This window comes from Actinopolymorpha cephalotaxi (assembly GCF_013408535.1).
GTDB classification, from domain to species: domain Bacteria; phylum Actinomycetota; class Actinomycetes; order Propionibacteriales; family Actinopolymorphaceae; genus Actinopolymorpha; species Actinopolymorpha cephalotaxi.
Map to the genome: position 1 here is coordinate 1984436 of NZ_JACBZA010000001.1, position 14435 is coordinate 1998870.

Sequence of the window (14435 nt, forward strand, 5' to 3'; positions counted from 1 at the left end):
TTATTTATGAGGAGGTCGAGCGGCGTCGGGCCAGCTCGGGTCCCAGGAAGCCGAAGGCAGCGCCTTGTGTCGGCCGGTCGGTCGCGTCGAACCAGGCGCCGAGGTCGTCCCACGTCGGCGCGCTCACCGCGCCGCCCAGGCCGCGTACGGACTGGCTGGCGCAGAGATTTGCAAAGAGTAACCGCTGTCGCAGGGGCCATCCGGCCAGGGTGGCGAAGGCGAATCCGGCGAAGAACGTGTCGCCGGCACCGGTCGGGTCGACCGCCCGGCTGGTGACGGGGGCTGCGTTCACGAACTCACCGGACGTGCCGTCGACGGCGAGTGCGCCTCGGTGACCGTCGGTCACCACCGCGAGGGGCACTCGCTCGGCGAGCTGCCGGAGGGCGCCGGTGGGGGTGTCGGTGCGGGTGTAGGCCATGGCTTCGGTGGTGTTGCAGACGAACGCGTCGAACTGCGCGAGGCTATCAAGCACTTCTGCGGACCACTGCCCGCTCGGATCCCAGCCGACGCCGCCGAACAGCAGCGTCCCCTCCGCGCGCAGGTGCCGCGCCCAGTCGGGGATGCCGGCCTCCAGGCCCACCTGGGCGGCCCGGGCACGGGGAAGCCGCTCCGGGGTGAGCATGGTCTCACCGGGCCAGGTGGGTTCGCCGTGACTCAGGAAGCGGCGGTCGCCGTCGAGTGCGACGGAGACGGTGAGCGTCGTCTGCACGTCGGGGGAGCGGGAGGTCCAGCGCAGGTCGAGGTTGCCGACCCCGTGAAGCGTCTGCCACAGATGGTCACCGAACAGGTCGGTGCCGACCTCGCCGGCCAGGCCGGTCCGCAGCCCGAGGCGGGCGGCGGCCACCGCGCGGTTGGCCACGCCGCCGGGGGAGACGGCACGCTCCTTGGCCCAGACCTCCGCGCCGGCGTCGGGCATGGCGTCCATCCCCGCGAGCACGAGGTCGAAGAACAGCGTGCCGACACAGAAGAGGTCGACCTCGGGGCGTTCGACCGGCGGCGCGCCCTCGGGCCGGTCCGCGGACCGTCCCCGGGGGTCGCCCGGGGACTGCCCCGGGAAAGCCTCGCCGTTCGTCACCGATGCCTCCAGTCGCTCACTTCTGTGCAGCGAGTGTGCTTCAGGTGAGCGAGTTTGACAAGTAGTGGATGACCCTGAGCGGGTTTGCCGGTACGATCGCCGCGTGCTGCAGCGCGAGAGAGACCGCCGGATCATCCGTGCCCTGCGTGTTCGGGGCACGGCGTCGGCTGCCGAGCTGGCCCGCCAGCTGGGTGTCAGCGCGGCCACGATCCGTCGCGACCTGCAGCGGCTGGACCGCGACGGCGCCCTCACCAGGGTCTACGGCGGTGCCGTGCTGGACGGCGGCAGGGTGCTCGACGACGGCACCGTGGAGGCGCCGTTCGAGGTGAGCGAGGGCGCGGAGGGCCGGACCAAGGACGCCCTCGCGGCCAGGGCCGTCGCCGAGCTCGTCACCGACGGCGACGTCCTGCTGCTGGACATCGGCACCACGACGCTGCGGGTGGCACGCCACCTGCGGGAGCGGGACGTGACGGTCATCACCAGCAGCATCGCGGTCTTCGACGAGTTGCGCGACGACCCCAAGGTCGAGCTGGTGCTGCTCGGCGGGGTGGTCCGGCGGCACTACCGCTCCCTGGTCGGCTCGCTCACCGAGTCCGCGCTCGCCCAGGTGAACGCGGACCGGTTGTTCCTGTCCTGCACCGGCATCCGCCGGGACGGCCAGGTGCTGGACAACATGCAGGTCGAGGCGGCCGGCAAACAGGCCATGATCGCCGCGGCGGAGTCGGTCGTCCTGGTGGCGCCCCCGTCGAAGTTCCCCGGCAAGGGGTCCCTGCGCATCTGCGGTCTGGCAGACATCGACGTCCTCGTCACCACCGAGGACGCGGATCAAGAAACAGTGGAGATCTGCCGGCAGGCAGGTGGAGAGGTGCTCACATCGTGAAACTCGCAATTCTTGGCGGTGGGGGATTCCGCGTTCCGCTCGTCTACAAGGCACTCCTGAACGACACCGGGTCGCCCCGGGTCACCGAGGTGGCGTTGTACGACCAGTCCGCGCAGCGGCTGGAGGTGATGAGGTCCGTGCTGGCGCAACTCGCGGCCGGGCACGCCGACGCACCGCGGGTGCACGTCACCGAGGTCCTCGACGAGGCGGTGGAGGGTGCCGACTTCATCTTCTCCGCCATCCGGGTCGGCGGCCTGGAGGGCCGCACGCGCGACGAGCGGGTGGCGCTCGACCTCGGCGTGCTGGGCCAGGAGACGACCGGGCCGGGCGGCATCGCCTACGGCCTGCGGACCATCCCGGTGATGCTGCACATCGCCGAGCGGGTGCGCGCCCTTGCCCCGAAGGCGTTCTTCATCAACTTCACCAACCCGGCCGGCATGATCACCGAGGCCCTGCAGCGGGTGCTCGGCGATCGGGTCATCGGCATCTGCGACACCCCGGGCGGTCTCGGCCGGCGGATCGCGAGCTCCATCGGGCTGGACTCCTCGCGCATCCAGGTCGACTACGTGGGCCTGAACCACCTGGGCTGGATCCGCCGGCTGGTCAGCGACGGCGAGGACCACCTGCCCCGCTTCCTGGCCGACGAGCACGCGATCGCGGGCCTGGAGGAGGGCGAGATCTTCGGCCCGTCGTGGATCCAGGCGATGGGCGTCGTCCCGAACGAGTACCTGTACTACTACTACTTCAACCGGGACGCGGTGCGCTCGATCGTCGCCCAGCCGTCCACCCGCGGTGAGTTCCTGGTCGCCCAGCAGGGCGAGTTCTACGCCGCCGCGGGCAACGACCCCGACCACGCGCTGGACCTGTGGAAGCGCACCATCGCCCACCGCAAGGCGCTCTACATGGCCGAGGCGAAGGGCAAGCGAGCCGAGGACGAGGAGCCGGAGCCGCTGGACTTCGAGGAGGAGGCGGGCTACGAGGGCGTCGCGCTGGCGGTGATGGCGGCGATCGCGCGCAACGAGAAGTCGACCATCATCCTCAACGTCCGCAACGGCGCGACGCTGCCGGGCCTGCCCGCCGACGCGACCGTGGAGGTGCCCTCCCTGGTCGACGCGAACGGCGCCCACCCGCTGGCCACCGCCTCGCCCGACCTGCACCAGCTCGGCCTGATGCAGCAGGTGAAGGCCGTGGACCGGTTGGTGATCGAGGCCGCGACGACCGGGTCGGCCGACGCCGCGCTGAAGGCGTTCGCGCTGCACCCGCTGGTGGATTCGGTGACCGTCGCGCGCGACCTGCTGCGTGGCTACGTCGACGCGCTGCCTGGTGTCGCCGAGGTCCTGCACCGCTGAGGTTCGCCGGTAGCCGCCCCGAGCACTGTCAACTCCTGCCTGACACCCCTTGTACGAAGGGATGTCAGGCAGGAGTTGCCTCTCCCGGCTCGGCCCGGGTCGGCCCGGCCCGGCTGTGGGTGCTGGTGGTGCTGCCGTCAGTGGGTGTCAAGCAGCACTTGACGGCGGGCCTCGTCACGTGACGCCTCGGCCTGCTGGGCGGCCAGCCGCAGGTGATCGTCGCCCTGGTCGCGCCACCAGGCCCGGCCCTGCTCGGGCAGCACGTCGATCGGGTCGTAGTACTCGTACGTCCGGTCCAGCGCGTCGTCCCCGGCGCGTTCGATTCCGGTGCGGTAGTTCTTCTTCCAGTAGCTGATGCCACGTACCTCGTCGTAGTCGGCGACCTGGTGCACCCACCGCTTGCCGACGTACGGCACGTCGCAGACGATCCGCGGGGTCGCGAAGCCCGGCAGGTAGCCGAGGATCGCGTGCTGGAGCCGCTGCGCCTCGCGCACCGAGACCCGCCAGTGCTCGCTGAACGGGATCATGTCGCACATGTAGAAGTAGTACGGCGTGATCGTCGCCTCGTCGAGCAGCGCGAAGCACAGGTCGAGCAGCCGGCCGGGTGTGTCGTTCACCCCGCGCATCAGCACGCCCTGGTTGCGTACGTCGCGCACCCCGGCGGCCAGCATCTCCTTCGCCGCGCGGGCCACCAGCGGCGTCACCGACTGCGCGGCGTTGACGTGGGTGTGGATCGCGAGCATCACCCCGCGCGACCGCGCGGTGGCGGCCAGGCGCTCCATGCCGGCCCGCACCTCGTCCTGCAGCCAGTGCTGCGGCAGTCCCATCAGGGCCTTGCTGGCGAGGCGGATGTCGCGGATGTTCTCGATCTCCAGCAGGGCCGCGACGAACGCCTCCAGCCGGGGCCAGGGGAGGTTGGCCACGTCGCCGCCGGACACCACCACGTCGCGTACGCCGGGGTGGGTGCGCAGGTAGTCCAGCATCGCGTCAAGGCGGCCTTGCGGGCGCAGCGAGAACCGCAGCTTGTCCACCTGCGGCGTGGAGTTGCCCACCAGGTCCATCCGGGTGCAGTGGCCGCAGTACTGCGGGCAGGTGGGCAGGAGTTCGGCCAGCACCTTCGTCGGGTAGCGGTGGGTCAGCCCCTCGGCCACCCACATCTCGTGCTCGTGCAGGGAGTCCCGGGAGGCCCGGGGGTGGGACGGCCAGTCGGTGCGCCGGTCGGAGAAGACCGGGAGCATGTACCGGCGGACGGGATCGGCGTAGAACGCCTCGGTGCCGGGCACCTCGTCCGGCACCATCGTGTTCAGCATCTGCGGGGGCAGCAGCATCGACATCGTGGCCCGCTCGGCCTGGTCGCGTTCCAGGTCGGCGTAGAACTCCTCGGCCACCAGGTCGCCGAGGACCGATCTGAGCTGTTTGACGTTCTTCACGCAGTGCGCCCGCTGCCACTGCGCGGACTCCCATTCGGCCGGGCTGACGTCGCGCCAGCCGGGCAGCCGGGTCCAGTCCGGCTCGCGGAGTGGGCGAGCGCGGTAGTCGTACGGCTGCTCCTGGACGTGCTGCGACACCGATAACACCTCCGACCAAGCGGCCATTTCGTGGATGTCGTACTGTCGGACCGGCATCGTACAGAAGAATCTGTAGCAGGCACGACTCTAGCCCGCAGGATCTGAAGATGGGAGCCTGATCGGTGTCCGACCAGAGGTCCACCCGGTCCGTCCCGGTTGGGGAGTCGGCCGCGCGTCCGGCCGGTTCGCCGATCGGCCTGCACCGGGTGCTCGAGCCCGCGGGCGCGCTGCCCCAGGCGGCCACCCGGCTGGACACCCGTCCCGAGTTGTGGCCGGACGAGGTGCGGGTCCGGGTGGAGCGGCTCAACCTGGACGCCGCGTCCTACCGTCAACTGCGGGTTGCGCACGGTGGCGACGGCGCCGCCGTCCGCCGCGCGGTGGCCGAGATCGTCCGGGCCGGCGGCAAGATGCACAACCCCGTCACCGGGTCCGGCGGGATGCTGGTCGGCACCGTGGAGGAGGCCGGGCCCGCCTCGCCACTGGGGCTGGCGCCGGGAGACCGGATCGCCACCCTGGTCTCGCTGACCCTGACGCCGCTGGTGATCGAGGACGACCTGGCCGGCTGGGACGGCCTCGGCGAGCAGGTGCCCTGCTCGGGGTACGCGATCCTGTTCGGCCGGTCGATCGCCGCGAAGCTGCCGGCCGACCTGCCCGCGCCGCTGTCCCTCGCCGTCCTGGACGTGTGCGGCGCGCCGGCGCTGACCGCCCGGGTGGTTGCCGAGTACGCGAACCGGGCCGGTGGCGAGGGCGGCGCCGGTCGTACGGCGCCCACGGTGTGTGTCGTCGGTGCCGCCGGCAAGTCCGGGTCGCTGTCCCTGGCCGCCGCCCGGCGGGCCGGAGCGGTGCGCACCATCGGGGTCGTACCGGTGGACAGCGAGGCGCGGGCGCTGGAACGCGCCGGGCTGGCCGACGAGGTGAGGATCGCCGACGCCCGCGACCCGGTCGCGCTCGCGGAGGCGGTGGAGAAGGCCGGCGGTCCGGCCGACGTGACGGTCGTCTGCGTGGACGTCCCCGGTTGCGAGGGCGGCGCGGTCCTCGCCACCGCGGCCGGCGGGACGGTGATCTTCTTCTCCATGGCCACGTCCTTCAGCGCTGCCGCGCTGGGTGCGGAGGGGCTGGCCGCCGACGTGACGATGCTGGTCGGCAACGGCTACGTGCCCGGGCACGCTGCGTACGCGCTCGACCTGCTGCGCGCCGAGGACGGGGTCCGGGCGCTGTTCGAGGCCAGGATGGACGCATGACTTTTCTGCCTCGCGACCCCCGCCCGCGCCGCGTCCTCCTGCGTGGCGGCCCGATCCTCACCGGCACCGCGGATTCCGGTGACCAGGACGGCCCGGCCACCGCCATGGGGATCGAGGCCGGCACGGTCCGGTTCGTCGGCAGCGCGGCCGAGGCGGAGACCTGGGCGGCCGGCGCGGACGAGATCGTCGAGCTCGCCGGACGGATGGTCACCCCCGCCTTCGTCGACGCGCACGTGCACGTCTCCCAGACCGGGCTGCGGCTGTCCGGCCTGGACCTCGCCGCCGCCGGATCCCGTACGGACGTGCTGGACGCGGTGGCCCGGCACGCCCGCACCCGCGCCGACGCGGTGCTGCTCGGCTTCGGGTGGGACGAGACCACCTGGGCCGACCCCGAGCTGCCGACGGCCGCCGAGCTCGACCGGGCGGCACCCGGCCGGCCCGTCTACCTCGCCCGGGTCGACGTGCACTCCGGCCTGGTGTCCGGCGCGTTGTACGACCGCGCGCCCGCGATGGCGGCCGAGCCCGGCTGGGACGGATCCGGGCGGGTCGAGCGCGAGGCGCACCACGTCGCCCGCGACGCCGCGGCCGCGCTGGTCACCGACGCGCAGCGCACGACCGCGATCGAGGCCGCCCTGGCCGCCGCGGCCGCCGCCGGGCTGGGCAGCCTGCACGAGATGTCGGCACCGCACGTCAACGCCGCCGGCGACCTGGCCGTCCTCGCCCGGATCGCGGTCGAGCCGCCGTCGGTGCGGGTGGTGACGTACTGGGGAGAGCTGGCGAGTACGGGCGGGGTGGAACGGGCCCTGGAGCTGGGCTGTCGTGGCGCGGCCGGCGACCTGTGCGCCGACGGCGCGTTCGGCTCGCGGACCGCCGCGTTGACCTCGCCGTACGCCGACCTGCCCGGGCACACCGGGCACGGCTACCTCGACGCCGACGAGATCGCCGCGCACGTGGTCGCCTGCACCGAGGCCGGCCTGCAGGCGGGCTTCCACTGCATCGGCGACGCGGCCGTCACCGCGGTGGTCGAGGGCCTGCGGCTGGCCGAGAAGAGGGTCGGCGCGGACCGGCTGACCCGGGCGCGGCACCGGCTCGAGCACGTCGAACTGGTCACCGCCGAGCAGACGTACGACCTGGCCCGCTGGGGTGTGGTGGTCAGCGGCCAGCCGGCGTTCGACGCGGCCTGGGGCGGGACCGACGGCATGTACGCCACCAGGCTGGGCACCGACCGGGCGCTCGCCGCCAATCCGTGGGCGACGTTGCGGCAGGCCGGGGTGACGTTGGCGTTCGGCTCCGACGCGCCGGTGACGCCGTTCGACCCGTGGGGCGGGGTCCGGGCGGCGGCCTGGCACCACAACGAGGCCGAGCGGATCGGCGTGGCGGACGCGTTCGCCGCGCACACCCGCGGCGGCCACCACGCGGCCGGAGACGAGGGTGGCGTGCTGGCGCCGGGAGCCGAGGCGACGTACGCCGTCTGGGACGGCGCGGTGTGGGGTGACGACCGCGGGAGCCTGCCGGACCTGCGTCCGGGAGCGCCGCTGCCCACCTGCGTCCGCACGGTCGTGGCCGGTGAGGTCGTGTTCGACGGGGAGAAACCAGGCGGGGACCAGCCAGACAGGGAGCAGGCATGAGTACGACCGCGTTCCGCCGTCACCTCGACCTCGATCCGGTGACAGTCCGGAAGGCGCGCACGCTGGCCCGCCGCGCCGGCCGGCCGATCGTGAAGCTGGCCCGGGCACACACCACCGTCTCGGTCGAGCGGGCGGTGCTCCGGCTGGCCGGGCTGCGCGGCGCCGACCCCGACGGCACGCCGTGGGTCAACCGGCTGATGGACGCCGTACAGGCCGACGTCGGCCTCGAACACGGCGTCGCCGGACCGGTCTGGGCAGCACTCGCCCGCGGCGAGGCCGAGGACCTGGCGGCGCTCGCGCAGAAGGCCGCGGCCGGCTCGGTCCGCTTCCACGTGCCCGAGGGCGCCGAGGCCCGGCGGGCCGAACGCACGTCCCGGCGCGCGGTCGGCGCCGGACTGCGGGCGATCGACGCCCGGCGGCGCGAACGCGACCGGCTGATCCGGCGGTGGGGCGACCCGCCGCACCGGCCCTGGATCTACCTCATCGTGGCAACCGGCGACATTCACGAGGACATCCCGCAGGCGCAGGCCGCCGCCCGGGAGGGTGCCGACGTGATCGCGGTGATCCGGTCGACCGGCCAGTCCCTGCTGGACTTCGTACCCGAGGGCGCGACCAGGGAGGGGTACGCCGGGACGTACGCCACCCAGGAGAACTTCCGGCTGATGCGCGCAGCCCTGGACGACGTGAGCCGGGAGCTGCGCCGCTACGTCCGGCTGACCAACTACGCGTCCGGGCTGTGCATGCCCGAGATCGCCACCCTGGCCGGGCTGGAACGCCTGGACATGATGCTGAACGACTCGATGTACGGCATCCTCTTCCGCGACATCAACCCCGTCCGCACCTTCGTCGACCAGCGGTTCTCCCGGCAGGTCCACGCCCGGGCCGGAATCGTCATCAACACCGGCGAGGACAACTACCTCACCACCGCCGACGCGGTCGACGCCGCGCACACGGTCACGGTCTCCCAGCTGCTGAACGAGTTCTTCGGCAAGGAGGCCGGCCTCGCCGACTGGCAGCTCGGCCTCGGGCACGCGTTCGAGATCGACCCCGACCGGCCGGAGTCGTTCCGGCTGGAGCTGGCACATGCCCTGCTGGCCCGGGAGCTGTTCCCGAAGGCGCCGCTGAAGTGGATGCCGCCGACCAGGCACATGGACGGCGACATCTTTCGCGGCTACCTGCTGGACGGCTTCTTCAACCTCGCGGGCATGCTCACCGGCCAGCAGATCCTGCTGGTGGGGATGATGACCGAGGCCGTGGTGACGCCCTGGCTGTCCGACCGCGACCTCGCGCTGCGCAACGTCCGCTACGTCATGAACGCCGCCGGCAACCTGCACGAGGACTTCCGGCCCGCACCGGACGGGTTCATCGCCCAGCGGGCCCGTCAGGTGCTCGGCGAGGCGGTCGACCTGCTGGAGCGGATCGGGGACGACGGCCTGCTGGACGCGATCGCCGACGGCACGTTCGGGCTGATGCGGCGGCCGGCCGACGGTGGCAAGGGCCTTTCCGGCGTGGCGCGGAAGTCGCCCGCCTACCTCAACCCGGCCACCGATCTGCTGGAGGAGGGCCAGTCGTGAACAGCCCAGTGAGTGCTCGGTGAGCGGGCCGGTCGTCCGTCCGTACGGCGACACCACCGGCGACGGGATGGTCCAGCTGTCGTTCACCCTGCCGATCCCGCACGACCGCCGGGCCGAGGGCGCCGCCCTCCAGCTCGCCGGGCGGATGGGGATGGACCCGGCGATGGTGGTGCACGCCAAGGCGATGGGCCCGGACTTCACCTTCTTCGTCGTCTACGGCCGGGTGAGCCACCTCGTCGACCTCGACCAGGTACAGGTGATCGAGCGGGAGTACCCGCTGATCGGCCCGAAGGAGGTCAACCTCGCCATCCGCCGCGGCCTGCGCCGCCGGCTGGTCGTGGTCGGGGCGTGCGTGGGCACCGACGCGCACACCGTGGGCATCGACGCCATCCTGAACGTCAAGGGGTTCGCGGGGGAGAAGGGCCTGGAGTACTACCGGGAGATCAAGGTGATCAACCTCGGTGCCCAGGTGGCGGTGCCGGACCTGGTGGCGCGCGCGCTCGCCGAACGCGCCGACGCGATCCTGGTGTCGCAGGTGGTGACCCAGCGGGACGCCCACGTCCACGGGACGCAGGAGATGTCGGCCGCCTTCCGGGAGGCCTACGACGAGGCGGACCGTCCGCTGCTGGTGGTGGGCGGGCCGAGGTTCGCCGAGTCGATGGCCGCCGAGCTCGGCGTGGACCGGGTCTTCGGCCGGGGCACCACGCCCGGTGAGGTGGCCAGCTACCTCGTGCACGCGCTCGTACCCGACCGCGCCACCACGACAAAGACGAAGGACACCAAGGACACCAAGGACACGACGGAGAGGACCGCATGAGCGACCAGCCGGCCACCGAGAAGGATCCGCGTCTCGGGCTCACCGTCACCCACCGCCGGTACGTCTCGTACGCCGAGGCCCACTACGCCGGGCACCTCGTCGCGGGCGGCTACGTGCTCGGCCTGTTCGGCGACGTCGCCACCGAGGTCTGCATCCGCACCGACGGCGACGAGGGACTGCTCGCGTCGTACGCCGAGGTGCGGTTCCTGGCGCCGGTGCACGCGGGCGACGTGCTGGAGGTGAGCGCCACGGTCGTACGGGTCGGCAACCGCAGCCGGGACCTCGATCTCGGCGCCCGGGTGGTGGCCCGGGGCGAACCCGGGCGCGGGGAGTCCGCCGCCGGCGTCGTCGAGCCGGCGACCGTCGCGGTGACCGCCCGGGCAACGGTGGTCGTCCCGCCAACCAGGTGAGCCGGCGTGAGTCCGCAGGTGGGCCAGCAGGTGAGCCGGCGGTTGAGTGTTCAGCTGGTGAGTTCCGCGGTGGATCGCGGCGTGCGGTAGCCTCGTGCCGCTTTCGGCGGGGACCTCTGCTGGCCCGACACGCCCAGGTGTCGACACGCCGTACGCCAGAAAAAAACTCGGCCTCGCGTGGGTGACCGGCAGATGCTGCTGACCTGCGCGTTTTGTCCGTCTTCGCAGGTCAGCGGGCGGTTGACACACCCCTGCCCGGATCGTCATCGTCGTCTCCTGTCCACCGCAGGCCAGGCTCGGTTCGGTTCGCTCTCCGGCGCGTTGCGTGAGGAGTCCGGCGCCAGTTCTCTTGTCACGCGTCGACCCGGAGTTCGATCCGTGCGGTGGGGTGGCCACGGAGCGGTCCGCCGCCCAGTAGACAACGGCCACGCGGCACGCAGCCTGCGCGTCGCGGGTCGGTCCGAAGGGCGGGCGGGCCGTTCCGTTTTTTTCGGCGGCCTGTCCCCGGCCACTGCCACGCCGCCCGAATGTCCGCGATGCCGGGTCCGTCACCGGCCCGGGCACCCCAGCCGCCGCGTGCGCGTTGTACGGTCCTGACATCTGCGTGAAGCGGCCCGTCCGGTGCGTCCCCGGGTGCGTCTTCTGCGTTCGCGGCCGGCGCCAGGTCAGGCGCGGTCACCCACCTCGCGGAAGGGCGGTTCGTTGAGGCTCGAGGACGGCACGGCGACCCGCTCCCGGACGGCCACGACCACCACGGCGGAGCCGGAAGGGCGGGCCACCCGCTGGCTGCGGTTCCTGCTGGCGGTGGCGTCCGGAGTGGCGCTGGCGGTGGCGTTCCCGCCGTTCGGCTGGTCGTGGACCATCCCCTTCGCCGTCGGCACGCTCACCCTGGTCTGCAAGGGCGCCCGGGTGCGCACCGGCGCGCTGCTGGGGCTCGGCTTCGGCCTGGGGTTCTTCGTCCTGCTGCTGCAGTGGGTCCGCGTCATCGGCGCCGACGGGTGGCTGGTCCTCAGCCTCGTGGAGGCGCTGTTCGTCGCCCTGCTCGGAGCCGCGCTCACCCTCGTCACCCGGCTGCGCTGGTGGCCGCTGTGGGCGGCGACGCTGTGGGTCGGCGTGGAGTTCGCGCGCTCCTCGTTCCCGCTCGGCGGCTTCCCCTGGGGCCGGCTCGGCTACGGCCTGGCCGACACGCCGCTGGCGGCGCTGGCCAGCGTGGGCGGGGTCCCGTTCGTGACGTTCGTCGTGGTGCTGGCCGGCAACCTGCTGCTGTGGGCGGTGCTGGCCGGTGGCCGGCGGGTCGTCGTCCGGGCGGCCGCGGTGGCCGTAGCCGCGGCGCTGGCGTTCTGCGGCGCGCTCATCCCGCTGCCCACCGAGGGCGACGGCACCGCCACCGTCGCGATCGTCCAGGGCAACGTGCCCGCGCGCGGGATCGAGGCCCTCGGCCGCGCCCGCACCGTGACCCGCAACCACCTCACCGCCACCGAGGACCTGATGCGGGACGTACGCGCCGGCAAGGTCCCCAAGCCCGCCTTCGTCCTCTGGCCGGAGAACTCCACCGACATCGACCCGTTCCACGACCTGCCCACCCGCGCGATCGTCGACCGGGCCGTGCGGGACGCGGGCGTCCCGATCCTGGTCGGCGCCATCCTGGACGGGCCGGGACCCAACTACCGGCGTACGTCCGGAGTGGTGTGGGACCCGACCACCGGGCCGGGGCAGATCTACTCCAAGCAGCACCCGGTGCCGTTCGGGGAGTACATCCCGTTCCGGCGCGAGCTGCTGCCCTACATCAAGCGGCTCCAGTTGGTCGGGCGCGACACCTACCCCGGCAAGGAGCCGGGCAAGATCAGGATCGCCGGCTACCACGTGGGCCTGGTGATCTGTTTCGAGATCGCCTACGACGGGATCGTCCGGCAGGTGGCCGACGGCGCGGCGTCGCAGTTCCTCACCGTGCAGACCAACAACGCCACCTACACCGGCACAGGCCAGCCGCAGCAGCAGTTCGCCATCACGCGACTACGTGCGGTCGAGTACGGCAAAGCTGTCCTGGTGGCCTCACCCAACGGCGTCAGCGGCTACATCGCCCCCGACGGCCGGGTGGTGGCACAGTCGAAGGAGGCCACCCGCAAGGTGTTCGTCGAACGCGTGCCGCTGCGCACCCAGCCGACGCTCGCGGCCCGGCTCGGGCCCTTCCCCGAGTGGGTGCTCGCCCTGGCCGGGCTGGCGGCGCTGGCCGTCGCGGTCGACCGCAGGCGGCGCGGGGTGGAGGCCGACGACGAGGAGCTCACCGGGGCGACGGGCGGGGGTACGCGGTGACCGGCACCAGCGCGCAGCACTTCGCCGGGCTCGGGTCGATCCTGGTGGTGCTGCCCACATACAACGAGGCCAAGAACCTCGAGCGCACGGTCGGCCGGGTGCGCCACGCCGTCCCCGCCGCGGACATCCTCGTCACCGACGACTCCTCGCCGGACGGCACGGGCCAGATCGCGGACCGGCTGGCCGCCGCGGACCCGCAGGTGCACGTGCTGCACCGGGCGGCGAAGGAGGGGCTCGGCACCGCCTACAAGGAGAGCTTCGGGTGGGGCCTTGCCCGCGGCTACGACGTCCTGTGCGAGATGGACGCCGACGGCTCCCACCAACCCGAGGAGCTCGCCAAGCTGCTGGCCGGCCTGGCCGACTCCGACCTGGTGATCGGTTCGCGCTGGGTGCCCGGCGGCCGGGTGGAGAACTGGTCCCAGTCGCGTGAGCTGCTGTCCCGCGGCGCCAACCGCTATGCGCAGATCGCCCTGGGTGTCCCGTTGCGGGACGCGACGGCCGGGTTCCGGGCGTTCCGCCGCGCTACGTTGGAGGGCGTCGGCCTGGACGACGTGGCCTCGCTCGGCTACTGCTTCCAGATCGACCTCGCGTGGCGGGCGCTGCAGGCGGGCTTCCGGGTGACCGAGGTGCCGATCGTCTTCCGCGAACGCGAGTTCGGCGACTCCAAGATGGACCTCGCGATCATGCTGGAGTCCTTCCGCCGGGTCGCCGTGTGGGGGGTCCGGCACCGCCTCGCGCAGGTACGCGGCCGGACCAACGGGCAGGGCACGTTGTCCCAGAGGCGGAGGTGAGCTCGTGGCGGTGATCGTCGTACTCGCCCTGATCGCCGTACCCGCCCTGGAGATCTACGTCGCGGTGCAGGTCTGGCACCTCATCGGCTGGTGGACCCTCGCGCTGCTGCTCGCCGGCAGCGGCCTGGGCGCCTACCTCGTGAAGCGGGAGGGCCTGCGCACCTGGGCGGCCTTGCGCGCGGCGGTCGAGGACCGGCGCATCCCCGACCGTGAGGTGCTGGACGCCGGGCTGGTTCTCACCGGCGGGCTGCTGATGGTGCTGCCCGGGCTGGTCACCGACGTGGTGGGGTTCCTCCTGCTGGCGCCGTTCCTGCGGCCGGTGTCCCGGCGGGCGCTGCGGTGGGGCGTGGGACGAGGTGTCAGCCGGCGGGTCGGCGTCGTTCCCGGCCAGAGCTGGCAGGTGAGCCGGTACCTCCGAGGCGGCCCGGGTGGCTCGGGCAGGCAGGGCGGGTCCGGCGGCCAGAGTGGGTCCGGCGGGGCGGGCGGTTCCGGTGCCGCCGACCGAGGGCAGCCGCCGGTGATCGAGGGAGAGATCGTGTCCGGTGACGCCGGCCACGGCGACTCCCCGGGTCGGCCGCGCCCGGGACGCTGACCGCGATCGGACGAAGCGCTGTCCCGGACGGCTTCCGAAACCCTCCGGACTGCTCCGGACTTCCCCCGGACAAGGTCGAACCGTGCCGCCGGGGGTGCGGCACGGTTCGACGTACGTACGACTGAAAGGCGGCGCCGGCCGGGCGCGGGGCTCACGCGTCGTTGCGCAGCAGCCCGCGCGGACCGGGCTCGTCCTGG

Annotated in this window: 12 protein-coding genes; 10 read left to right on the forward strand and 2 right to left on the reverse strand. The window is 72.8% G+C overall.

The window, feature by feature from the left end; translation table 11 throughout:
* Positions 1-4 precede the first annotated feature (4 nt).
* Positions 5-1075, reverse strand: coding sequence for a carbohydrate kinase family protein (locus FHR37_RS08860; RefSeq protein WP_175542517.1), 1071 nt, complete (start codon positions 1073-1075; stop codon positions 5-7).
* 103 nt (positions 1076-1178) lie between these two features.
* On the opposite strand from FHR37_RS08860, the gene FHR37_RS08865 reads away from it, so the two are divergent.
* Together FHR37_RS08865 and FHR37_RS08870 are read left to right on the forward strand one after the other, a co-directional pair.
* Positions 1179-1955 carry a DeoR/GlpR family DNA-binding transcription regulator gene (locus FHR37_RS08865; RefSeq protein WP_092883563.1) on the forward strand — a complete coding sequence of 259 codons (777 nt, stop codon included), beginning with the start codon at positions 1179-1181 and terminating at the stop codon, positions 1953-1955.
* The gene (locus FHR37_RS08870) at positions 1952-3304 is read left to right on the forward strand and encodes a 6-phospho-beta-glucosidase (RefSeq protein WP_092883564.1); all 1353 of its coding nucleotides are present in this window, start codon (positions 1952-1954) and stop codon (positions 3302-3304) included. Before FHR37_RS08865 ends, FHR37_RS08870 begins: the two co-directional genes overlap by 4 nt.
* A 137-nt stretch (positions 3305-3441) precedes the next feature.
* Here the strand turns inward: FHR37_RS08870 and FHR37_RS08875 are convergent, their stop codons facing one another.
* A complete protein-coding gene (locus FHR37_RS08875; protein WP_378079745.1) occupies positions 3442-4872 on the reverse strand; it encodes a KamA family radical SAM protein in 1431 nt (476 codons plus the stop codon).
* A 122-nt stretch (positions 4873-4994) separates the two neighbouring features.
* Between FHR37_RS08875 and kdd the strand changes: the two genes are divergently transcribed.
* From kdd to FHR37_RS08915, 8 genes are all read left to right on the forward strand, one after another.
* Positions 4995-6113, forward strand: coding sequence for an L-erythro-3,5-diaminohexanoate dehydrogenase (kdd, locus tag FHR37_RS08880; protein ID WP_237768794.1), 1119 nt, complete (start codon positions 4995-4997; stop codon positions 6111-6113).
* Positions 6110-7741: an amidohydrolase gene (locus tag FHR37_RS08885; RefSeq protein WP_092883566.1), complete on the forward strand. Its 1632-nt coding sequence runs from the start codon at positions 6110-6112 to the stop codon at positions 7739-7741. The genes kdd and FHR37_RS08885 overlap by 4 nt, the downstream gene beginning before the upstream one ends.
* Positions 7738-9315, forward strand: a complete 1578-nt coding sequence (kamD, locus tag FHR37_RS08890) for a lysine 5,6-aminomutase subunit alpha (RefSeq protein ID WP_092883567.1) — start codon at positions 7738-7740, stop codon at positions 9313-9315. The genes FHR37_RS08885 and kamD overlap by 4 nt, the downstream gene beginning before the upstream one ends.
* 19 nt (positions 9316-9334) lie before the next feature.
* The gene (gene kamE / locus FHR37_RS32990; protein WP_092883568.1) at positions 9335-10132 is read left to right on the forward strand and encodes a lysine 5,6-aminomutase subunit beta; all 798 of its coding nucleotides are present in this window, start codon (positions 9335-9337) and stop codon (positions 10130-10132) included.
* Positions 10129-10542 carry a 3-aminobutyryl-CoA ammonia lyase gene (gene kal, locus FHR37_RS08900; protein WP_092883569.1) on the forward strand — a complete coding sequence of 138 codons (414 nt, stop codon included), beginning with the start codon at positions 10129-10131 and terminating at the stop codon, positions 10540-10542. The genes kamE and kal overlap by 4 nt, the downstream gene beginning before the upstream one ends.
* 702 nt (positions 10543-11244) lie before the next feature.
* Positions 11245-12855 carry an apolipoprotein N-acyltransferase gene (lnt, locus tag FHR37_RS08905; RefSeq protein ID WP_237768795.1) on the forward strand — a complete coding sequence of 537 codons (1611 nt, stop codon included), beginning with the start codon at positions 11245-11247 and terminating at the stop codon, positions 12853-12855.
* Positions 12852-13646, forward strand: a complete 795-nt coding sequence (locus FHR37_RS08910; RefSeq protein WP_092883570.1) for a polyprenol monophosphomannose synthase — start codon at positions 12852-12854, stop codon at positions 13644-13646. Before lnt ends, FHR37_RS08910 begins: the two co-directional genes overlap by 4 nt.
* A 4-nt stretch (positions 13647-13650) precedes the next feature.
* Positions 13651-14238: an FxsA family protein gene (locus FHR37_RS08915; protein WP_092883571.1), complete on the forward strand. Its 588-nt coding sequence runs from the start codon at positions 13651-13653 to the stop codon at positions 14236-14238.
* Positions 14239-14435: the final 197 nt, after the last annotated feature.

Excerpts from the sequence above, each read along its gene's own strand:
- FHR37_RS08885 (WP_092883566.1), top strand. The coding sequence starts at position 6,110 with ATGACTTTTCTGCCTCGCGACCCCCGCCCGCGCCGCGTCCTCCTGCGT.
- kamD (WP_092883567.1), top strand. The coding sequence starts at position 7,738 with ATGAGTACGACCGCGTTCCGCCGTCACCTCGACCTCGATCCGGTGACA.
- kal (WP_092883569.1), top strand. The coding sequence starts at position 10,129 with ATGAGCGACCAGCCGGCCACCGAGAAGGATCCGCGTCTCGGGCTCACC.